General features: G+C 38.0%; 20 protein-coding genes. 10 read left to right on the forward strand and 10 right to left on the reverse strand.

What is annotated here, in order from left to right:
- Positions 1-188 precede the first annotated feature (188 nt).
- Positions 189-911 (forward strand): CAF17-like 4Fe-4S cluster assembly/insertion protein YgfZ, encoded by a 723-nt coding sequence (ygfZ, locus tag WFN33_RS11810; RefSeq protein WP_336953338.1) that lies wholly within the window; start codon positions 189-191, stop codon positions 909-911.
- A 250-nt stretch (positions 912-1,161) separates the two neighbouring features.
- Here ygfZ and WFN33_RS11815 read toward each other — a convergent pair whose 3' ends face one another.
- Positions 1,162-2,346 (reverse strand): PQQ-dependent sugar dehydrogenase, encoded by a 1,185-nt coding sequence (locus WFN33_RS11815; protein WP_336953339.1) that lies wholly within the window; start codon positions 2,344-2,346, stop codon positions 1,162-1,164.
- Between the two features lie 363 nt (positions 2,347-2,709).
- Positions 2,710-2,955, reverse strand: coding sequence for a hypothetical protein (locus WFN33_RS11820; protein WP_004722984.1), 246 nt, complete (start codon positions 2,953-2,955; stop codon positions 2,710-2,712).
- Positions 2,956-3,130: 175 nt separating this feature from the next.
- Here WFN33_RS11820 and WFN33_RS11825 point away from each other — a divergent pair, with 175 nt between their 5' ends.
- The 5 genes from WFN33_RS11825 (at position 3,131) to WFN33_RS11845 (ending at position 7,400) form a co-directional block, all read left to right on the forward strand.
- On the forward strand, positions 3,131-3,388 hold the full coding sequence (locus tag WFN33_RS11825; RefSeq protein WP_336953340.1) for a hypothetical protein: 258 nt from the start codon (positions 3,131-3,133) through the stop codon (positions 3,386-3,388).
- Positions 3,385-3,705, forward strand: coding sequence for a low molecular weight protein tyrosine phosphatase family protein (locus tag WFN33_RS11830; RefSeq protein WP_336953341.1), 321 nt, complete (start codon positions 3,385-3,387; stop codon positions 3,703-3,705). Before WFN33_RS11825 ends, WFN33_RS11830 begins: the two co-directional genes overlap by 4 nt.
- Before the next feature lie 110 nt (positions 3,706-3,815).
- Entirely contained in the window at positions 3,816-5,555 is a 1,740-nt protein-coding gene (locus WFN33_RS11835; protein WP_336953342.1) for a DKNYY domain-containing protein, read from the forward strand.
- A 102-nt stretch (positions 5,556-5,657) separates the two neighbouring features.
- Positions 5,658-6,365 (forward strand): DsbC family protein, encoded by a 708-nt coding sequence (locus WFN33_RS11840; RefSeq protein ID WP_336953343.1) that lies wholly within the window; start codon positions 5,658-5,660, stop codon positions 6,363-6,365.
- Positions 6,366-6,587: 222 nt separating this feature from the next.
- Complete coding sequence (locus WFN33_RS11845) at positions 6,588-7,400, forward strand: tetratricopeptide repeat protein (protein ID WP_336953344.1); 813 nt, start codon at positions 6,588-6,590, stop codon at positions 7,398-7,400.
- 39 nt (positions 7,401-7,439) lie between these two features.
- Here WFN33_RS11845 and WFN33_RS11850 read toward each other — a convergent pair whose 3' ends face one another.
- From WFN33_RS11850 to WFN33_RS11865, 4 genes are all read right to left on the reverse strand, one after another.
- Positions 7,440-8,363 (reverse strand): AEC family transporter, encoded by a 924-nt coding sequence (locus WFN33_RS11850; protein ID WP_336953345.1) that lies wholly within the window; start codon positions 8,361-8,363, stop codon positions 7,440-7,442.
- Positions 8,364-8,473: 110 nt separating this feature from the next.
- Positions 8,474-9,601: an NADH:flavin oxidoreductase/NADH oxidase gene (locus WFN33_RS11855; protein ID WP_336953346.1), complete on the reverse strand. Its 1,128-nt coding sequence runs from the start codon at positions 9,599-9,601 to the stop codon at positions 8,474-8,476.
- A gap of 19 nt (positions 9,602-9,620) precedes the next feature.
- The gene (locus tag WFN33_RS11860; protein WP_336953347.1) at positions 9,621-11,759 is read right to left on the reverse strand and encodes a TonB-dependent receptor; all 2,139 of its coding nucleotides are present in this window, start codon (positions 11,757-11,759) and stop codon (positions 9,621-9,623) included.
- A 20-nt stretch (positions 11,760-11,779) separates the two neighbouring features.
- Positions 11,780-13,078, reverse strand: coding sequence for a carbohydrate porin (locus WFN33_RS11865; RefSeq protein WP_336953348.1), 1,299 nt, complete (start codon positions 13,076-13,078; stop codon positions 11,780-11,782).
- A gap of 389 nt (positions 13,079-13,467) precedes the next feature.
- On the opposite strand from WFN33_RS11865, the gene mutM reads away from it, so the two are divergent.
- Positions 13,468-14,319: a bifunctional DNA-formamidopyrimidine glycosylase/DNA-(apurinic or apyrimidinic site) lyase gene (gene mutM / locus WFN33_RS11870; protein WP_336953349.1), complete on the forward strand. Its 852-nt coding sequence runs from the start codon at positions 13,468-13,470 to the stop codon at positions 14,317-14,319.
- Positions 14,316-14,600 (forward strand): peptidylprolyl isomerase, encoded by a 285-nt coding sequence (locus tag WFN33_RS11875; RefSeq protein WP_004819160.1) that lies wholly within the window; start codon positions 14,316-14,318, stop codon positions 14,598-14,600. The genes mutM and WFN33_RS11875 overlap by 4 nt, the downstream gene beginning before the upstream one ends.
- Here WFN33_RS11875 and WFN33_RS11880 read toward each other — a convergent pair.
- The 4 genes from WFN33_RS11880 to typA form a co-directional block, all read right to left on the reverse strand.
- Positions 14,597-15,514, reverse strand: coding sequence for a hypothetical protein (locus tag WFN33_RS11880; RefSeq protein WP_336953350.1), 918 nt, complete (start codon positions 15,512-15,514; stop codon positions 14,597-14,599). The genes WFN33_RS11875 and WFN33_RS11880 overlap by 4 nt on opposite strands.
- An 11-nt stretch (positions 15,515-15,525) precedes the next feature.
- Positions 15,526-16,164 (reverse strand): hypothetical protein, encoded by a 639-nt coding sequence (locus WFN33_RS11885; protein WP_336953351.1) that lies wholly within the window; start codon positions 16,162-16,164, stop codon positions 15,526-15,528.
- A gap of 141 nt (positions 16,165-16,305) precedes the next feature.
- Positions 16,306-16,737 carry a large conductance mechanosensitive channel protein MscL gene (gene mscL / locus WFN33_RS11890; RefSeq protein ID WP_004723003.1) on the reverse strand — a complete coding sequence of 144 codons (432 nt, stop codon included), beginning with the start codon at positions 16,735-16,737 and terminating at the stop codon, positions 16,306-16,308.
- A 193-nt stretch (positions 16,738-16,930) separates the two neighbouring features.
- Complete coding sequence (typA, locus tag WFN33_RS11895) at positions 16,931-18,766, reverse strand: translational GTPase TypA (protein WP_336953352.1); 1,836 nt, start codon at positions 18,764-18,766, stop codon at positions 16,931-16,933.
- A 174-nt stretch (positions 18,767-18,940) separates the two neighbouring features.
- Here typA and WFN33_RS11900 point away from each other — a divergent pair, with 174 nt between their 5' ends.
- A complete protein-coding gene (locus WFN33_RS11900; RefSeq protein ID WP_336953353.1) occupies positions 18,941-20,314 on the forward strand; it encodes a uracil-xanthine permease family protein in 1,374 nt (457 codons plus the stop codon).
- Positions 20,315-20,383: 69 nt separating this feature from the next.
- A complete protein-coding gene (locus WFN33_RS11905; RefSeq protein WP_336953354.1) occupies positions 20,384-21,415 on the forward strand; it encodes a class I SAM-dependent methyltransferase in 1,032 nt (343 codons plus the stop codon).
- Positions 21,416-21,417 lie beyond the last annotated feature (2 nt).

Genomic DNA, 21,417 nt, shown 5'->3' on the forward strand with positions numbered 1-21,417 from the left:
TAGTACACTGTCGAAAACCCATTTCCCAAATCGTTTATATTTCATAAGCTTAGATATAAAAACAGGGGTTTTTGAAATATTTAGTAACAACTTCATTAAAATATTTGCACTAAATCTGCTTTTTTTTGAAAAATAGCGGAAAATAACATTAATTCTTTAGTATTAGATTTAAGATAAGCGAGCAATTCATGAGCGATCTAGCTTTCTCCTCATTTACCTTGATTGGTGTTGATGCAATCAAATTTCTACAAGGTCAAGTGACTGTAAACGTTGAAGCTTTGGCTGAAAATATCACCCAATACACTGCGATTTGTGATCTTAAAGGTCGTATCCATTTTGGCTTATGGCTTAAAAAAATTAATCCTGAACATTTAGAGATTGTTACGACTCAAGATCAAGCCGAAGAATTTGCCAAACATATTAAAAAATACGGCGCTTTTTCTAAAATGAAGCTTGAAGAAACTGGACAAGTTTTTCCAACATTGAATGGTTCAACGACTGATTTTTCTGCTACAGAAACCAATATTTCAGTATGGGAAATTGCTGCAATTCAAACTGGTCAAGCTTATATAAATCAAGCAATTGAACATGTATTTCAACCACAAGAATTACGCTTACACCAACGTGAAGGAATCAATTATGACAAAGGCTGTTATCTTGGTCAGGAAGTGATTGCACGCCTCTGGTTTAAGGCAAAACCAAAAGCATGGTTACATGTCATTCAAGGTACAGGTCCTGCCCCTGCTCAAGCTAAACAATTGAATAAAGGTGTTCAAGTAGTAAACAGTGCAGCATTTGAAAATGGTTATATTGCGCTTGTGGTTGCCCGTCCTGATGCCTTAGAAGAGTTAGATGTCACTGTTTTAGCATTACCTGAAAGCTTAAGTGGTGATGTGGCGAGACCGCAGTAATTTCTCAAAGTTGATTACAATAATAAACCTACAACCCTGTAGGTTTATTAAGAGAATTAAATGATTAAGTCAATTACAACAACTTTAACAATAGTAATAGGTTAGCTTCATTTTCATAGATGAATACTTTGCTAATCTAGTACGGCTTCCAAAGATTTATCGACAATTTATATTTTTACTTTCACCTGAATTTTTTATTCTCAGCCATGTTCTTTTAACTAACGCCTAAATTTTTAGAAAAGTTCAAAATTTAGGAAGATGCTTTTTGCCGAACATAATAAATCACACCGCTCTTATCATCAGAGAAATAAAATGAATTTTCATCTACTCGATAAATATCACAAGGGCGACCATAGATATTTTTGCCCACTAAAAAACCATCCATAAATGTCTGTAGTTTTTTCCCTTTACGCATAATGACAATTTTATAGCCATGACCAATTGTGGCATCGGTAGAACCATGTAAAGCAACTAAAAAAGAATTTTTGATGGTGTCATCCGTATCGGGATGATCAAAATAGTCAAAACCAAGTGCAGATGAATGCGATGGGAAATAGGCATAAGGAGGCAATACATTTTTGCAAGCTGACGGACGTTTAAATTTTGGATCTGCCAAAATTTTTCCATTCGACGAATAACATGAAGCCCAGCCATAATCTGCATCACGTTTGAGTGCATAAAAAGTTTCATCAGGCTTATTTTTACCCAAATGATCCACACCTTGATTGGTGGCAAATAAAAAATTACCAACCCATTTCAAACCGACTGCATTGCGTAACCCTGTAGCAAAAATCTTTTGTTGCGAACCATCGGGATTCATTTCTAATACTGTTGCCCGAACTTTTTCTTTCTCGGTACAAGCATTGCAGCTTGAGCCGACAGAAACATAAATTTTCCCGTTCCCACCCACAGCAATTGTTCGCGTTAGATGCCAACCACCATATTTATAACTTAAACCGTAGTCAGGAAAAGTCACTAAAACTTCGGCTTTATCGGTTGGTTTAATTTCACCTTTGGTAAATTTTCGTCGGGTCAGTTGATTAGTTTCCGCTAAATACAACCAATCTTGTCCTGAAGAGTCTGTATAAAATTGAACTGAATTAGGATTCTTCAACCCCGTCATATAAGGAATAATTTTGCCGAATTTTCCCGTTTCAGGGTTCCATTCATCCAAAATATAAACGATGCCTTTTTTATTATCAGTCAAATCGTGCATATCTGTTACAAACATTCTGCCATCGGGAGCTTTACTAAAAAAACGAACTCGCTTTAAGCCCTCAGCCGCTGGAATAATTTCGTAATTTACGGGAAGATTTAAAGAAAAGCGCTTCCCATTTTTTAAGTTTACCTGATGAGGCACAAGATTTGGCTGTTGGGCTAAAATCCCCATTGAACAAACTAAACTTATGAATAAGATTGACAGTACTTTCATCATAGATACGTCTCGATTAATCTTAGCAAAAACAGCCTTCTTTTTTATATTATATAACTTGAAGCACGAGTATATAGTCAAATAATTTTGCTAGAAAAATACAAAGACCATCTAGATACAAGCCATTATCTTATATTGTTTTTAGCCAAACGCCGAAAGTATTGTTGTAGTGGATTAATGCATTCACTCTCGTTTTATGGCACACAGCGCATCAAAAAACAGAACTAAGAAAATAAACAATGACAACATCAAAAATTATTACTTTAGAAAGCCCTAACCACCATCAATACAGAGGTAGAGGGCTCATCCAAGTGCTTAAAATATTTTTATAGCCCAATTGAACAGTTCACTAATTTTCAATGGATATTAAAACCCATGAAATAATTTATTCATGTCTTTACACAAATAATCTTTAAAGTGAAATGCCCGTGCATGTTTTGCATCAAACTTGGCCGTTTGACCATCTTTTTCAAAAATATAAACACGGTCATCCTTACTGACAAGAAACTCACCACCCAGTTTGATCAATAAGGCATCTATCTTATCTTCATCGGCAATACTGTCATCTTGGCTGACTTTGTCATAATTACGTCTAATGCCTTTTATAAACATCATCTACTCACACGTTCTATTTAGCCAGAATTATACCCTTTTCATTGCCTTTAAAATGGCCCTAAATAAACATTATCAAAATCATTCGGCTTGTTTAACCCGATAAATACTTATAAAATAGCCCAATCATGTGTTATCGCGGCTGCTGAACCCGATCAACTCATGAGTTTTATCTATGGACATTACACAACAATATTTTGAAAATGAATTAAACCGCAATCGCGCTTGGAGACGTAAGGTAAATTATTTACACCGTGGTCGAGATTGCAGACATACTTCAAGCCTTTGGAAACCAGAAAAAGACTGGAAATTACTTTGGAACAGATCGTTAAAAAGATCTCGTTCTAAACAATTAAGAATTGAATATCCACGTATTTCTTCTGCCAAAAGACGAAAACAAGCACAATATGATTTTTGGAAGACTGCTCATTGAACACCCTTTTTATTTGTAGTCGTAACCAATGGCGTAGCCCCACTGCCGAGCGTGTCTTTGCAGTGGGCTATGGCATTTCCACACGTTCTGCTGGAACAAGTAAACACGCCAAACATCGTATTTCTACCAAAGATATTGCGTGGGCAGATATGATTTTTGTCATGGAGCAAAAACATAAACAAAATATCAAAGAGAAATTCCCCAACCAGTTACAACATAAAAAAGTCATGGTATTGGATATTCCAGACGATTATCACTATATGGATGAAGAGTTAATTGAAACTTTAACAGAGGCTATGCAACCCTATTTGCCTTAAATGCTAAAGACCTTGCCATCAATCTGTATGACCAATTCATAATCAAAATGATGACGAAACAACCTTAAATTGCCATAACTCAACCCGATCAATATTTAACAATAAAATAAATGATGCAGAATCCACTAAAAGTATTTTCTATCCTTAAAACCTTCACGCTTATCTTGGTGATATGCGCGCTTCTATTCAGCTTTAGTTTTATATTTAGATTTTCTGACTCAAATTCAGATGAAATTCCTTTTACGGCGACTACAGAAAAACTGGGAATATTTCAAAAATATAACAACCAAATCTATGCCGCTGTACCCAGCAATGGTGATTATTTGATCCCAGAAGCAGATGTTCAAAGTTTTTATTTACCCAATGATAATTACCAATACCGACAACTAGGTGCAGATAAACTGCATGTCTATTGTGGCAATATCATCCTAAAGGGTGTGCAACCTCAACAGGTGAAAACTATTGGGGATGGTTATTTTACTGCTGGAAAAGACACTTGGTATTGCTCCCCCTCCACCGAACGAAATAAAGATTTAAGTGCGCTTCGAGAAGTATGGCAAATCATGCAACAAAATTTTGCCCTAGCTTCAAAACCACAAAGTTATCTCTACCCCTATTTTAAACTTGGATCAGGCAATCTGCCTTATCGTGTCAATTCCGGAAATGATACGGCAAGTAATGGGACATTCACCTATTTTCAAGGGAAATTACTTTCAGGAGCCAATCCAGACCAACTCAAACTTGTCTTAGGTGAACGTAACTATGCCTATCGAGCGGATGGAAAAAACGTCTATTACAATAACACCCTGCTCGATTTAAAAGACAATGGAAAGCTTTATAGTATTGAAATAGACGGTTTAAATAACCAATATTATTTGCTCAATCCTGTCGATGGTATGGTCTATGTCAACGAATTTGCCTTTGATCCTCAATATGCGCCTTATCATCTCTTAAGCAAACATGGCGATCATATTAACCATGCTTTGTTTTATAACGACACAGGGATTTATTATTTTGATCTGAATAAGAAAAAAATGCGTCGCGCAGGTGATAGTCCATTTTTAGGCAAAGCATTTAAAGAAATCGCACCGCTGATTTTTTCTGATGGCACACAGCTTCTCTATCTACAAGCCAGTGAATATCGCAGCAATAAAGGGTCAGCCTCTTCCAAATCCACCCATATTCTAAAATTAGCTGAGCCACTTCATTCCACATGGCAAAAACTTGGGGATGTAAATTACAACTATGGCAGTGTATGGAAAAATGGCAATGCATTTTACTATTTTGATCAGTTAGGAAATAGCCAACTGGTTAAGGCCACGATTTATCATATTCGCGACCCACAAACGATTCAAAATTTACTGAGAACTCAACCACGCACTGACGATATTCGACAATGGATTGAAGAGCAAAAAATGGTTGAAGCCAAACATGTAGAATTACTCGAAGTAGAGACAACTAACCGCTCAGACAAATATTGGGGCTTGTTGGTTCCAATCATTTTCATAGCATTTTTGAGTATGCTGATGTGGATATTTAAACGGTTTAATTTAAATTTTTCCCCATTTTATATACGCAATCATAAACTGATCGTCAGTAATTTGATGATGACCTCTTACCCATTAGATCAGGTCACATGCGTTGAATTTAGTACCCATAGGACAACAGCGAATGGTAGTCATATTGGGCACTTTCAAATTTTACAGCGTAATGGAAAACGCAGCAGAATCTTTAATTTTAGTACGCAATTACGCTTACGGAGTGACTCACAAGTAGAATTAAATCAATATATCCAACAACTCAGAAATGAGTTAACACGCCATGGTATCCAGAATACAATACGAAATTAAGCGTGGTATCAACTGAATATCGCATTGGCAATTACATGATCTCAATATATTTTTGATCTTTATTGAGTGCACAATATCCACATTATTATTTTGAGCTTTAACATGAAAATCTGGTTATCTCTTCTGACTTTGGGTCTTTTTAACTTTTCTTCTGCACATGCAGATATTCAGACTTTACAGCAAAACTTAAAAACCAAATATCCTGAGATTCAGGTGAAATCGGTACAAAACTCACCAATTAAAGATGTTTATGAAGTCTATATGGGTGGGCGTATTGTTTATACCAATGAAGAAGCAAAGTATTTCTTTGTCGGCAATTTAATTGATCTTAAAGAACAAAAAAATCTGACCGAAGAACGTATGCAAGCGCTAAAAAGTATTGATGTAAAATCATTACCTTTGAAACAAGCCATTAAGCATGTCAAAGGTAAAGGTGAACGTGTAATCTACGTATTTAGTGATCCTGACTGTCCATATTGCCAACATCTTGAAAAAGAATTAAAAAATATCGACAACCTAACCGTTTACTTATTTTTATACCCAATCACCCGTTTACATCCAAATGCTGAAAGTATTTCACAGCAAATCTGGTGCTCTAAAAACCAGTACCAAGCGTGGGAAGACTATTTAATTGACAAGAAACAACCGAATTCAAACAAGTCATGTACGACCCCAATTGAGAAAAATATTGCTTTAGCAAAATCACTCGAAGTCGATGGTACACCAACATTCTTCTTACAAGATGGCACCCGTATTTCAGGGGCACGTGAAGCAGGCGAAATTGAATTACTCCTCAAAGCAGTAAAATAACAGCCCACAGCCTAGAGAATAAAAAATTTCTCTAGGCTTTAATGTTGTTAAAATATCCTTAATTCTTTCTTATTTATAAATAAATTAAAATTTAAATACACTAACTTATACAATAGGCATGTTTACATTTATAATTTTCAAATTATGATAAAAACGTCCTCAACAATGTTCTCACACCATAAATGGAATTATGTTGAAATTAAAACAAGGTATATCGTCAAAATGAAAAAAATTCTATTCGCTACACTACTCAGCTTTTCATGTATTTCTGCATTTGCAGCAGATACAGCTAAAGCGAACATTGACCCTACATTTGCCAAAGCACAAGAGCTAATTCAAGCAAAAAACTATCCTGCGGCGTATCAAGAACTTGAACGTCTTGCAAAGGCTGGCAATGCGCAAGCATTATATAACTTAGGCTATTTAACCCAAACGGGACAAGGTACAACCAAAGACGATAAGAAAGCTTTGAAATATTATCAAGATGCTTCAGCAAAAGGCTATTCTGTTGCAAGCTATGTCTTGGCGCAAAGCTATGCAGTAGGTCAATTGGGCTTAGCCAAAGATGAAAAGAAAGTCCGTGAATACTTAGAGAAGTCCTCTGCTCAAGGATTTGATGATGCTACCGTGGAATTGGCTGTTTTATTATTTTCTGAAGGTACACCTGCATCTGATAAACTCGGCTTACAAAAACTTGATCCTTTAGTGAAAAAAGATTTTGCACCTGCAATTCATGCGAAAGCGCTGTATGACATCACCGATGGCTTAAAGAAGAAAAATGCATCAGCAGTTAATCAAGGTTTAAAATCAATCCAAGATTTAGCTAAAAAAGGATATATTCCAGCATTGATGGCTGTCGGAAATATGCTGACTAATGGCAATATCATTGATCAAAATCTGCCAGAAGCACAAAAGATTTTCTCAGAACTTGCTAAAAATAATGTGCCTAAGGCAAAAGAGTCTTTGGATGTTGTAAACAAACTAATTGCTGAAAAAGGCAAAACACCTGCTCCCAAAGCACCAGCAAAAAAATAAGCAGCTCTTAAAAAAATACTCTCGCAAGAGAGTATTTTTTTACCACCAAACACCAATCAAAACACTCACCACAATAAAACTCAGTAAAGTACTAATCATCAATGGTGTCAGTGCTTTTTCATTTAAACCATAGACTTGCCCAAAAATTCCAAATATAGAGGGCATAGGCAAAGCAGCAATCAAGGTACCTGCATAAATCATCTTTTGATCCAAGTCGGTTAAATGAGTCAAGCCTAAATAGACCAATATCGGCATACAGATATTTTTAGAAACCACCAAATAAATGGTTTGTAGATTAAGTGATTGAATCGTAATCCCAACCATTCCACCACCAATAATAAATAATGCTAAAGGTGAGGCAGTCTGACCTAACAAGGCAAATACTTGGTCTAATACATGTGGAATTTGAATTTCGAAGATCGCACAGCTCATGCCAATCATCACTGACAAGAACAATGGATTTTTTAATAAAGTCAGAAATGTTGTTTTTAAAATAGCGGCTAAATTGGCTTGTCTTTGTCGCCCTATTTCTGCCAAGGTTAACATCAGCGGTACAAGAAATACGCTTTCAATGATAACAATCAGTGAAATATAAATCATGGCTTCACTACCCATCAGCAAAGTCAAAATTGCTGCGCCCAGTAACCCAGTATTGGACATTGATGCGCCAAGTGAAAACACAGAAGCATGGGTAAAATGATTGTTAAAAAGCTTTTGCCCTAAAATAAAGGCCAAAATAAATAGAGTAAAAGTAACCCCTGTATAAACAAAGAAATAGGCAGGATACCAAATCTCATGTAAATCTTTTGCAGCCAGTGCATGAAGTAATAAAGCAGGCAATGCAATTTTGATTACAAAAGCACCAATTGCAGTAATTTGCTCTTTAGAGATCAATTGGATTTTGACAGATATAAAACCCAAAAATAACAGGAAAAATACTGGAAAAATTACCGAAAAAATCATTCAAGCCGTTCCTTTTCCAGATCATACAAATAAAGATATATCCTAGAATATATCTTTATTAAGTTTAAATACGTTTAAAGAATAATGAGTGAATCAAAACTGTTATGCCATCAATATGCTGAGAACAGATCTTTGATTCCATGCGGCTGACAACGTAAATATTGTGGTGCAATCGAGATTTTTGCACCCAATTTTGCTGCAGCATGCCAAGGCCAGCGTGGGTCATATAAAATCGCTCTTGCCAATGCAATTGCATCTGCTTCAGCATCTTGAAGAATCTGTTCAGCTTGCTCGGCTTCGGTAATTAAGCCCACTGTTATTACAGGAATATTCACCTGCTTTTTAATCGCATTTGCAAAAGGCACTTGGTAATTTGCAGCCACTTTAATATCTTGTTGAATATGCAATCCCGCAGAAGATACATGGATATAAGCAGCACCAAGTTGCGCTAAAGCTTTTGATAAGCCAATGCTTGATTCAACATTCCAGCTATTTTCTGCATCCATCCAGTCAGTTGCAGAAATACGTACACCTACAGGGTAGTCAGTTGGCACAACTGCTCGAATGGCTTGAAAAACTTCTAATGTAAAACGAATACGATTTTCAAAACTTCCACCAAATTCATCAGTTCGCTGGTTAGACAGTGGTGACATAAATTGATGTAGTAAATACCCATGCGCCGCATGAATTTCAATCAATGAAAAACCAGCATCTACTGCACGAATCGCCGCTTGCGCAAAGTCTTGAATAATTGTTTTAATTTCATCAATGGTTAATTCATGTGGTGTAATATCATTTGGGCTAAAAGCAATACCGCTGGCTGATACAGTTTGCCATCCGTGTTCATGGTCAGGCGTAATCTGACCTTTCCCCTGCTTCACCAACCAAGGCTTTTCAGTCGAAGCTTTACGACCTGCATGCGCAAGCTGAATAGCAAAAGGTGTTGGAGCAATGCTTTTTACCTTATTGAGTAAAGCTTTGATTTGATCTCGTTGGGTATCATTCCAAAGTCCCACATCAGCATAACTGATCCGCCCTTCGGCTTGAACCGCTGTCGCCTCAATAATACATAAGCTCGCACCTGACAAAGCGTAACTTGCCCATTGTTGTTCATGCCAATAAGTCACTTCACCCTGATCTGTTGCTGAGTATTGACACATTGGTGCAATAATAATTTTATTGCTGAGGGAGAGTGAACCAAATTGAATAGATTCAAATAACTTTGGTTGAGCAGACATAAATTATTTTCCCAATGAATTAGAACTGTTTAGTGATACTGAGTCCTGCACTCCAGTTAATACCATCAGCAGGTTCAAAGAATCGACTATTACCATCATTTACAATGACTGAACCAACATAATTTTTATCGAATAAATTATCGACTCGAGCAAAACTACGCACTTTCCAATCATTGTTTTTCCAGATATAACCTACATTCATACTGGTTACTGTATAACTTGGTGCAGTATCTGTATTGAGATCGTCTACATAGATTTTATCCATATAACGAACATCCACACCTGCGTTAAAGCCCTGCTCAGGCAACCAACCTAAAGATACAAAGGCTTGATTTTTTGCAATACCAGGAATGTAATTGCCACTTTGGATGACTTTTTTAGGATCACTGTTGGGAATGTCTGCATCAAATGTAGCATCAAGCAAGCTATAACTAGCTTGAGCCGTTAAATTCTTCCACAGCTTTTTATTCCATGACAGCTCTACACCTTGGCGCAGTGTTTTATCTGCATTTTGATAGGTTGCACGTCCATTGAGTGTCCCCGCAGAAACGATATCATCTTGAGTATTACTTTGGAAAACTGCAGCAGTAAAATTACCTAGGCGATTTTGTGCTTTTAAACCAAGCTCATAGTTATCACTGGTTGAAGGTTTAAGCGCAAAATTAATCCCTGCCGTGCCTTGTGTTGGATAGGCCATTTCGGTAAAGGTTGGTGTTTCAAAGCCTTTAGCATAACTGAGATAACTGCTGATCTCAGGAGTAATTTCCCATGTCAAAGCAGCCGATGGAAGCAATTTGTTATAATCGGTTTGACCACTATCATCGCCATTCAAACCAATAATATAGTGATCTTTTGACTCATAATGAACATTGCTATAGCGTAACCCTGTATCTAGACGTACAGTCGGCAAAAACTGCCAAGATGCCTGAAGATAAGGATCTAAATTCCATAAAGTATTTCGTTCATCACGGCGCAAGTTGCCTTTTACCCCATATTGGCCATTGGCATTAAAATTCTCATACCCTTGGCGGTCTTCATTCATTGCATCATAAGCCACGCCTACACTGATCCGTGTATTCGGTAATAAGTCTTTGCCAGTCCAACGTAAATCAGTGCCATAAAAGTCTCGTTCGAAATCAATCACCCCACCAGCATGACGTGGATTCTTTTGAGCAGAACTTGGAATGGACTGGTATTGAGTCACTTCACGATGACCAATATAAGCCATACTATAAAGCTCTTGATGATCATTCAGGGGCTTAGTCCAATTGATACCTGTTTGTGTTTGATTAATATCTTTACGAACGTCATAGATATTTTTACTGTCATTGACCTGTTTAGGATTTTGCTTCCATTGCTCGCGTGTCAAACCTTGTGGATCATCAGCGGAAATATCCACATGATTGATCAGCCAATTGATCTTAGAACCATCATCTAAGTCCCACGTGAGTTTGGCATTGCTCAACACTTTTCTTGCGGCACTGTGATCACGATAGCCATCAGTATCAAAATAAGAAGAACTGATCACATAGCTTGGTTCATTGGCTTTATCTGCACCACCTTGTAAGGTGATGTCAGCACGGCCTTTATTGTTACTTCCACCTGAATAACCTAACTCTACCGAATCACGGCCTGTTCCTTCTTTGGTCGTGGTGAGAATCGTGCCCCCAGAGGAGTTTCCATACAGTGATGAAAATGGCCCACCTAGCACTTCAATATGATCTAAACTCGTTAAATCAATATTTGAAGTTTGGCCTTGTCCGTCTGGCATCGTCGCAGGAATCCCATCGACATAAAGACGTATCCCACGGACTCCAAAAGTTGAGCGTGCGCCAAAACCGCGCATAGACAGTTGTAAGTCTTGGGCATAATTTTCACGATTATTGAGCTGTAACCCTGGGATTCCCTTGAGTGTTTCAGTGAGGTTTACCCCAATATTATTTTGATTTTGTTGTTGATCGACTCTATATACCGATGCCGGGGTATTTAATATGTTGGTATCAGAACGTGTAGCTTCAATTTTGATGGTTGGAAGTTGCTGAGTAGAATGCTGCTGAGTGGAATCTTGAGATTCCACTTCAGCATATAAGCTCTGTGTGATACATACCGTTAAGCAAAGTAGTGTTGTATTAATTTTTAGATGTTTCACTCTTTGCATAAAGGTGTCCTCGAGTTGTATTAAAAAATAATTTTAGACCCCAAGCCAACGACAAATGCATTGTCCACCTGATTGGTTGCACCAGGATGTACCACATACTGCACTAAAGGACGAAGCATGAACCATTTGGCAGGGTAATATGAGTAGTTCAACTCAACATTATACTCTGCATCTTCATTCAACTGTTTTAAATTTGTTCCTGAACGAGCACTATTCACATAGTTAGTATACCGATCGTTCAAATGTACTCGATTTACAGCTAGACCTAGAATATCGTTTGGTTGACTATCAAACAGACCATAGTATTTTAGACCAAGTTGCTGTGAATCATTTACGGCTGTCGTCGTACGATCATGAATGGTGAAGTTACCAAAACTGTGTAAACCACGTTTTCCTATCCCAGTTGAAGTCAACTGCTGTTCAAACGCAAACCAACCGCCGTATGTACGATCTTCAGCCTTAGTTCCTGCTTTATAAGCAACATCGTACTGATTTTGAGCCTCATCAGCAGTATTGTATAGCGTACCAATACGATAACTGCCTGGTAAATCATTCACACCCTGCTTAGGTGACCACACCACTTCAGACAGAATATTTACACCATCGGCATGCTTTGTATCCAAATTCCAGCCTTGTCGCTCTAAAGCATTATCAGGGTTGTATTCAAACACCCCCACTTGTGCAAATAGTTCAGGATTGATGTGATATTTTAAGCGTGCGCCCCATTGTGAGACTGGTGTGTTATACCAAAGCTTACCTTGCCATTTCCCCATCTGTGCTGCACAAAATGCATTGCCTTGGAAATCACAAGCCATGGTATTGAATTCAGTACCTAAACCCATACGACCTAAACGCAAGCTTAGTCCTTGATCCTTAAAATTCTTTTCTATATATAATTCGCTTAGACGGCTCCCCGAATTACCACGGCCCCAATTGGCTTGCGAGTTTGCCCACTGAGGTGCATCTGGTGCTTGGATACCTCTGAGTGAAGTACTTTCACCTTGACGTGCTGTAACTAAAGCACGAATAGTCACATCATTCCAACCCGCCAGCTTCCCCATATCTAAAGTTGTACCCAGTCCGAATTGTGTCGCAAATGTTGGCGCTTGGTGCGCATCATAACCACCCTCAGCGAGATATGAACTGTCCATGGCAATCGTGCCATCAAATTTGATTCCCTTTTCTGCAAATTCAGTCCGACTCCCATTCCAGTCACCCGTCATGGTCGAGCCATGTAAATTAAACGCATCTTCAGCTGAGGCAAAAGACATTATGCTATATACAGAGATTGCCAATAAAGGATAAGCAATTTTTTTCATGGGAAAGCCTAATCAGGAACAAAACGAATAAAGATAAACCAGCCAACTCTCAATCACTTTAACTGTCTAAATTTAATAGAAAGTTCCAGCTTTAAAATGACTATTTTTCCTGAAATATCGAGATAAAAAGAATTATTTCAGCAAACAATTCACTAGAAATTTACACATTTTTTTACATATAACTATCAGATATTTTTTATCAATTGGAAAACTTTATTTTATTAATAAACTTTATATTATATAACAATGGCTTAGAAATAACATTTCAATCTTATTCAACGATCATCTCTATAATTTCAACCTAAAGTCGTAGGCTCAACAGAACCGCCCTTTAATGCAATCCAATTCTTGCATACAATATTCAGTCCTCACACCAATGTGACAAGTGCATGCCTGAATTACCAGAAGTTGAAACAACAAAAAACAGTTTACTCCCCCTGATTGACCAGAAAGTTCTTCATGTTCAAGTACGTGAGTCACGGTTACGCTGGCCAATTCCCGAAGATATTCAACAACTTCAAGGTCAGAAACTCGTTCGCTTAACACGTCGTTCAAAATATATTTTGGCAGAGTTTGAAACCCATAGCATGTTATGGCACTTGGGTATGTCAGGGAGTTTTAGAATCTGTGATGAACATGAAGCGCTTAGAAAGCATGACCATCTGATCATTCAATTTGAAGACACACAGCTGCGCTATCATGATCCCCGACGCTTTGGTTGTATCATTTGGCTGAATGAGGAAAGCCAAACAAAATTGATTGATACTTTAGGGCCTGAACCATTGAGTGATGAATTTCATGCCGAATATTTAGCAGAAAAGTTTAAAAATAAAAATGTCGGCACAAAAGTTGCAATCATGGATAATCATATTGTTGTGGGTGTAGGTAATATTTACGCAACTGAAAGCTTATTTAATTTAGGGATTCACCCTGCACAGCCTGCTTCGAGTTTGACGAAAGCGCAAATTCAAAAATTGGTCATCGAAATTAAACGAATTTTAAAGCAAGCGATTGATTTGGGTGGGTCAACCTTAAGAGACTATAGCAATGCCATGGGTGAGAATGGCTACTTTCAGCAGACCTTATTGGCTTATGGACGTGCGGGTGAGATGTGCATTAACTGTGAAACAACTTTAGAAAATTTAAAGTTAGGACAAAGAGCCAGTGTGTTTTGCCCACAATGCCAGCCATTAAAGATCGCGAAGAGCATCCCCCAAAAACCACGAGGAAAGAGTAAATGAAAACTGCAATCGTTCGACATATTCTCGTCAAAGATAAGGACTTGGCTGAACAACTCAAGAAGAAGATCCATGATGGTGCTGATTTTGCCAAAGTGGCCAAACAGCATTCCACATGTAATTCAGCAAAACGTGGTGGTGAACTGGGCGAAGTAAAAAAAGGACAGCTTGTTCCTGTGATTGATAAACTTGTATTTACCGCTGCTGAACGTGTACTTCATGGTCCAGTAAAAAGCCAATTCGGCTTTCACTTGGTTGAGATTAAATTTCGCATGGATTTTTAGTTTAAAGATTTACATTCTTGGTATGAAGTTGAAATGATATCCCCTTGTCTGGCAATTCCCATACTCGCACCTCGCTCAAAACTCATCCATGCCTTAGTAAGGGGCTGACTCGGTTGATTTATGTATCCATACAATCCTTTTCCTTGCCCTTGAATAATACAGATTGGCTGATTCATAAATAACTTCTGAGTATTTCCACTTAGAATTTGAACTGTTTGCTCTATTACTGTTTCGGAATCATCATTTCGCTCTAATGACTTAGAAATGTCTTCCGCAGACTTTATTGTCAAATGCAAAGGTTGCTCAAACACAAGCGCTTTAAAGCGTTCAGGTAATGCTTGATAAGATGGTGATGGTTCTTCATCACCTTTATAATGATGATAATCCTGAATATGACAATGAATCTTCTTAAATTGTGAACGTGCACTTCCCATCGTTTGTGACCATGACATTGAACTGGCTACATCCTCAATATCTTTAATTAAAAATGCACTCTGAGCGTTTTGCAAATATATAAAGTTTTCAAAATCTGCACTTTGATTTGCCAAGGGGTCTGACTTATTCAATTTTTCCGTTTTTAAAATGATTTGGTCATTTCGTTTTATATATTGACCCGTTTGCAATTCAATATCTGAAACTTCATCTATAGGAGAGTACTTGACATCATCAAAGCTTAATATTTCAAATCTGTTGTTTTTTATTCCAATAAAGGTATATAAACCAAATGCATAGCGACTAAAATAAATCCCTTGAACCTGATCATTAGAATCATATTGTTCACATATCGAGATCACTTGAGGGCGTATTTCTGGGCTGAACTGCTTAATAAAATTTTCATCAACTTTAACTTGGGCTTGGCATCCATAGATTAGAAAACTCGCCAAAACAATAAAAATCTGAGCTGTTCTAGTCACTTTAAACCATCCTATATTTTTGAATCAATTTGCTCAGGTTTAAACTCATGGATAAACTTCGCATAATCATCAATATATGATCTAAATGCTTCTTCGCGAGTGGTAAAGTAAAATATTTCATTACCATTTCTAACGATGGTTTCAGGAGATTTACCATTACAGTAACCCCCAGCTGAATAGACAGCAGACTTAAGCATTTGAAAACTTTGCTCAGCAAGCTGTTCATCCTTAAAAGCAAAAACCAGCAAAACAAAATCTGGGCGATATTGTTTTTCATCACCTAACTTAACTTTACTGATTGCCTTATAAGAGCGGATGCCCTCACCTTTTACTTGAATCACCCTATTCAGAGAACAATCATTTTCAGACCAAGAGCTACCACTGTCTTTTTCTATAAACTCAAAATTGGCTTTTAATAAACGTGTTTGTAGTGCCAACAGTAATGTTTCATTTTCATCTACCGAGTCGGTTTCTATAGTGACGTAGCGGGTATCTTCATTTGGCATTTCATTAAAAGTTAAACCACTAGCAGGTCGGCTTTGGTCCGCTTGCGTAGATGTTGGAGTATCAGCGGATTGCTGCTCTTTTGGATGCTCTGAACATGCATACAAACTGATAAGTATTGCCATAATCCCTATGTTTTTTTTCATCAGCCCCATCTCTATTTTCTTGCTTGCATAAAAAACGGTACTTGATCGTACCGTTTCATTCAACTCTTTTACAATGATTTAATAGCTTTATCAGGCTTTAGACATATTAAAATACTGTAATTTGAATCAATTTGATGAAGATTAAGCTTCAGGGCGTTTCTTTAATTCATCACGAATTTCACGCAGTAATGCAATATCTTCTGGTGTAGCAGCAGGCGCTTCTTCAGCAGGTTTACGAATTTTATTGAGGAATTTAACCAACAAGAAAACCACCCACATTAAGATCAGGAAGTTCAATACAATTGTGATGAAATTACCATAGGTTAGTACGTTAATCCCAGCTTTGGTCAATTCATCCAATGATGAAAGGTTATTTGGGTTATCGCCCAGTACGACAAATTTTTGAGTAAAATCAACACCACCACCCGTAATCACTGTGATTAAAGGCATAATCACGTCTTTCACTAATGAGTCGATAATTTTATTGAAAGCACCACCAATGATGACACCAATTGCCAAATCCATCATATTGCCTTTAATGGCAAATTCTCTGAACTCTGAAAGAATACTCATACTTTAACTCCACGCCGATTTTGCGTATTTTTTATGTGACGAAGTATACATTATGTTTCAACATATATTTCCGCCTAATTTACTCGCTTTTTATTAAAAACCAATATCCTTTTACATTTATATAAAAAAACCGCAATTTATTAAAAAATTGCGGTTTTTTTTCTAGAAATTAAATTATTTCCAGTTTGAACGCTTAGCCACGTGAAGCACGTTTACGTTCATTTTCAGTTAAGAATTTTTTACGAATACGAACTGATTTAGGTGTTACTTCAACTAATTCGTCATCTTCAATAAATTCTAATGCTTGTTCAAGCGTGAATTTAATTGCAGGTGTTAACGTTAACGCTTCATCTGTACCAGATGCACGCATATTAGTTAACTGTTTCGCTTTCGTTGGGTTCACAGTCATGTCGTCTGAACGAGAGTTCATACCCACGATCATACCTTCATAAACTTCTAACTGTGGTTCAGCAAATAGACGACCACGGTCTTGTAAAGTGAACAATGCAAACGCTAAGCAAGTACCGTTAACCATTGAGATCAACACACCGTTTTGACGTTTCGCAACTGCACCTTGTTTAGCAGGCCCATAATGCGAGAAGCTAGAAGTCATGATACCAGTACCAGAGGTAATGGTTAAGAATTCAGAACGGAAACCAATCAAACCACGTGATGGAACAGTTGCTTCAATACGGATACGGCCTTTACCGTCAACTTCCATATTGGTCAACTCACCTTTACGGTTACCCATTTGTTCCATAACAGAACCTTGATGTTGTTCTTCAACATCAAAAGTAACGTTTTCGTATGGTTCTTGAGTTTCGCCATCCACTTCTTTCATGATCACTTGCGGACGAGAAACACCCATCTCGAAGCCTTCACGACGCATTGTTTCAATCAATACTGAAAGGTGAAGTTCACCACGACCAGAAACTTTGAAACGGTCTGGACTGTCAGTATCTTCAACACGTAAAGCAACGTTATGGATCAATTCGCGATCTAAACGCTCACGGATATTACGTGAAGTTACAAATTTACCTTCTTTACCAGCAAACGGTGAGTTGTTTACTTGGAACGTCATCGAAACTGTAGGTTCATCTACAGACAATGCAGGTAATGCTTCAACATTTTTAGGATCACAGATTGTGTCAGAAATGTTCAATGCATCTAAACCAGTGATACATACGATATCACCCGCTTGAGCAGAATCTACATCTACACGCTCTAAACCATGGTAACCCATAATTTTCAAGATACGACCATTACGTGTCTTGCCATCTTTATCGATCACAGTCACTGGTGTATTGGTTTTTACTGAACCACGTTGAATACGGCCAACACCAATTACACCCACGAAACTATTATAGTCAAGTGATGAAATTTGCATTTGGAATGGACCATCAATATCAACTGCTGGTGGTTCAACGATATCTACGATTGTTTCGAACAACGGTGTCATATCTTCCGCTAATTCTTCAGGAGAAGGACCAGCAACACCACGTAAGCCAGAAGCATATACGATTGGGAAGTCTAACTGTTCATCACTACCGCCTAAGTTATCGAACAAATCAAATACTTGATCGATAACCCAGTCTGGACGAGCGCTTGGCTTATCTACTTTGTTGATGATAACAATTGGCTTCAAACCACGAGCAAACGCTTTTTGTGTTACAAAGCGAGTTTGTGGCATTGGGCCTTCTTGTGAATCGACAAGAAGAAGTACGCAGTCAACCATAGACATTACACGTTCTACTTCACCACCAAAGTCAGCATGTCCTGGGGTGTCGACGATGTTGATGCGGTATTCAGTATTTGTACGCTTGTCTAACCATTTGATCGCAGTGTTTTTTGCAAGAATGGTAATACCGCGTTCAGACTCAAGCGCATTCGAATCCATAACACGCTCAATCTCACCCGCGCGGTCACCGAGTGCACCTGATTGTTGTAAAAGTTTGTCGACAAGAGTCGTTTTACCATGGTCGACGTGCGCGATGATGGCAATATTACGGAGAGTTTTAATATCAGACATGTAAATTCGATACGCTTTAAATTTGAGGGCAAATTATACAGAAAAATCTTAACTTTTAGTAGTGACAGTTTATTGACAGTTACAAGTTTTTTTCACTACAGCAGGCTTTTTATTTTGTAATAGTGTGTAAAGCGATTAGAATAGCGCCATCTTGCCACTTCCAATTGCTGTGCCATGTCCAATTATAACCCCTCTCCCAATCAGAAACAGGCTCAAATCGATCTTGTTTATGGTCTAGATGATCGCCCAAAACCACTCATCGCTTTTTTTGCGGCTTTGCAACATTTACTTGCGATTATTGTTCCAATTGTAACACCCGGTTTACTGATTTGTTTAGCTTTAGGTGTTTCTCCTCAAGATACCAATATGATTCTTTCCATGTCATTGGTGATTTCTGGAGTGGCAACATTCTTACAATGTAAAAAAATTGGACCATTTGGTGCAGGGCTACTGATTGTTCAAGGTACAAGTTTTAACTTTATTGGTCCAATGATTGGGATTGGTTCTGCCATGGTTGCTGCCGGCACACCAGTAGAAGCAGTTATGGCATCTATTTTTGGTGTGGTCATTGCAGGCTCATTTATTGAAATGGGTGTTTCTCGTATTTTACCTTGGGTAAAAAAGTTGATCACACCATTGGTTACAGGAATTGTGGTGCTGTTAATTGGTTTAACCTTAATTAAAGAAGGCTTAATCAGCATGGGCGGTGGCTACCAAGCCATGGAAAGTCATACGTTTGCCAGTGCCGACAATCTCATTATGTCATGTACAGTGTTGGCAATTATCGTTCTTCTCAATCGCTTCAAAGTAGTTTGGGTGAAAAGTTCTGCAATTCTCATTGCTTTAGTGATCGGCTATATTCTTGCGGGCTTTATGGGCTATTTGGATTTTTCTGGTTTAAAAGATGCCCCATTGATTCAAATTCCGACACCAATGCATTTTGGAATTAGCTTTTCATGGAGCTTATTTATTCCTATGGCGTTTATTTATCTTGTCACGTCATTAGAAGCAATTGGCGATGTCACCGCAACCTCTAAAATTTCAAATCAGCCTGTAGATGGCCCAGTGTGGATGGAACGAATTAAAGGTGGTGTATTGGTCAATGGTGCCAACTCATTCCTTGCAGGGATCTTTAATACATTCCCAAGTTCTGTATTTGCACAAAATAACGGAGTGATTCAGTTGACAGGTGTTGCAAGCCGTTTTGTTGGGATTTGGATTGCAATCCTACTTATCATTCTGGGGTTATTCCCTGCTGTGGCTGGTATCATTCAGGCGGTACCACAAGCAGTACTAGGTGGTGCAGTTATGGTGATGTTTGGCGCGGTTGCTGCTTCAGGCATTAACATTTTATCGGGAATTCAGCTTGACCGTCGTGCACTACTAATTATTGCTATCTCTTTAGGTCTCGGTTTAGGCGTTGCACAAGTTCCTCAAATTTTGGAACATTTACCAGAATTACCGCGTAATATTTTTAGTTCCGGTGTCGCAACTGGCGGACTCGCTGCATTAATTTTGAATTTAGTTTTACCCGAAACTAAAAAATAATAAATCTATTCTTTATAATGCCCAGCTTAGACTGGGCATTGCTCTAATTTTTATTGATGGATGGTGAATATGGAGCCAAAAAGCGAAGTTGTCATTCGACAGCATGACTACCTTTCTGGACGCGTGCTATTTGTAAATGCAGCAAAGGATGATCTACTTTCAAATTTAGCTCATAACATCGAAGCAAGCATTTGGACTTGGAATTACAATGAGTTTCAATATTTTCAGAATCAGCAGGCAAAGGTACATTTTGGTACTGACCTGCCAGAAGCTGAATTTGATCAAGCTGTTGTTTTTGTTCCAAAGTCAAAAGAACTACTCAACTATATATTGCACAATTTAGTCAGTCGTTTAGCCGTTGGTGCTTCGATTTTCTTAGTTGGAGAGAAAAAAGGTGGTGTAGAACGCGCAGCAAAGCAACTCCAACCTTATGGTCAAGCCATCAAGCTTGATAGTGCACGTCATTGTCAAATGTGGCAACTCACTACAGATAAAACTGTAACTGCAAAACCATTAGCAGAATGGGCGCATGTCTATAATGTTCCAACACCTGCTGGAGAACTTAGCATTTGTGCACTTCCGGGTGTGTTTAGCCAAAATCGTCTCGATATTGGAACTGGGGTTCTTTTACCTTATCTCAAGCAGGTCACTTCTGGAAAAATTGCAGACTTTGGCTGTGGTGCTGGCGTCATCAGTGCTTATCTCAGTAAACTTAATCCGAAAAATCGCATTTTTGCTTTAGATGTCGATGCTTTTGCTTTAGCATCAACACGAATGACCTTTGAAAAAAATAATTTACCTTTAGAACAACTTGAAATAAAAGCAGTCACAGGGATTGAGGATGCACCATTGTTCTTACATGCGATTGTGAGTAATCCTCCATTTCACCAAGGTATTCAAACAGATTACAATGCCAGTGAAACGTTATGTAAAACTGCTAGACGACATTTAAAATCAGGTGGTGAATTATGGATTGTGGCAAACCGCTTCCTAAATTACCCATTACTCATTGAGCAGAGTTTTAGTCAATGTACGACTAAAGCAGATCAACAAGGCTTTAAAGTGCTGTTCGCCAACACTCAAAAAAGTAGTAAGGAATAACG

The organism is Acinetobacter sp. AS167, assembly GCF_037152175.1.
Classification (GTDB): Bacteria; Pseudomonadota; Gammaproteobacteria; order Pseudomonadales; family Moraxellaceae; genus Acinetobacter.

Bases quoted from the DNA above. Each gene is read 5' to 3' on its own strand.
- ygfZ (WP_336953338.1), top strand. From the start codon at position 189: ATGAGCGATCTAGCTTTCTCCTCATTTACCTTGATTGGTGTTGATGCA.
- WFN33_RS11815 (WP_336953339.1), bottom strand. From the start codon at position 2,346: ATGATGAAAGTACTGTCAATCTTATTCATAAGTTTAGTTTGTTCAATG.
- WFN33_RS11820 (WP_004722984.1), bottom strand. From the start codon at position 2,955: ATGTTTATAAAAGGCATTAGACGTAATTATGACAAAGTCAGCCAAGAT.
- WFN33_RS11825 (WP_336953340.1), top strand. From the start codon at position 3,131: ATGGACATTACACAACAATATTTTGAAAATGAATTAAACCGCAATCGC.
- WFN33_RS11835 (WP_336953342.1), top strand. From the start codon at position 3,816: ATGATGCAGAATCCACTAAAAGTATTTTCTATCCTTAAAACCTTCACG.
- WFN33_RS11840 (WP_336953343.1), top strand. From the start codon at position 5,658: ATGAAAATCTGGTTATCTCTTCTGACTTTGGGTCTTTTTAACTTTTCT.
- WFN33_RS11845 (WP_336953344.1), top strand. From the start codon at position 6,588: ATGAAAAAAATTCTATTCGCTACACTACTCAGCTTTTCATGTATTTCT.
- WFN33_RS11850 (WP_336953345.1), bottom strand. From the start codon at position 8,363: ATGATTTTTTCGGTAATTTTTCCAGTATTTTTCCTGTTATTTTTGGGT.
- WFN33_RS11855 (WP_336953346.1), bottom strand. From the start codon at position 9,601: ATGTCTGCTCAACCAAAGTTATTTGAATCTATTCAATTTGGTTCACTC.
- WFN33_RS11860 (WP_336953347.1), bottom strand. From the start codon at position 11,759: ATGCAAAGAGTGAAACATCTAAAAATTAATACAACACTACTTTGCTTA.
- WFN33_RS11865 (WP_336953348.1), bottom strand. From the start codon at position 13,078: ATGAAAAAAATTGCTTATCCTTTATTGGCAATCTCTGTATATAGCATA.
- mutM (WP_336953349.1), top strand. From the start codon at position 13,468: ATGCCTGAATTACCAGAAGTTGAAACAACAAAAAACAGTTTACTCCCC.
- WFN33_RS11875 (WP_004819160.1), top strand. From the start codon at position 14,316: ATGAAAACTGCAATCGTTCGACATATTCTCGTCAAAGATAAGGACTTG.
- WFN33_RS11885 (WP_336953351.1), bottom strand. From the start codon at position 16,164: ATGAAAAAAAACATAGGGATTATGGCAATACTTATCAGTTTGTATGCA.
- mscL (WP_004723003.1), bottom strand. From the start codon at position 16,737: ATGAGTATTCTTTCAGAGTTCAGAGAATTTGCCATTAAAGGCAATATG.
- typA (WP_336953352.1), bottom strand. From the start codon at position 18,766: ATGTCTGATATTAAAACTCTCCGTAATATTGCCATCATCGCGCACGTC.
- WFN33_RS11900 (WP_336953353.1), top strand. From the start codon at position 18,941: ATGTCCAATTATAACCCCTCTCCCAATCAGAAACAGGCTCAAATCGAT.
- WFN33_RS11905 (WP_336953354.1), top strand. From the start codon at position 20,384: ATGGAGCCAAAAAGCGAAGTTGTCATTCGACAGCATGACTACCTTTCT.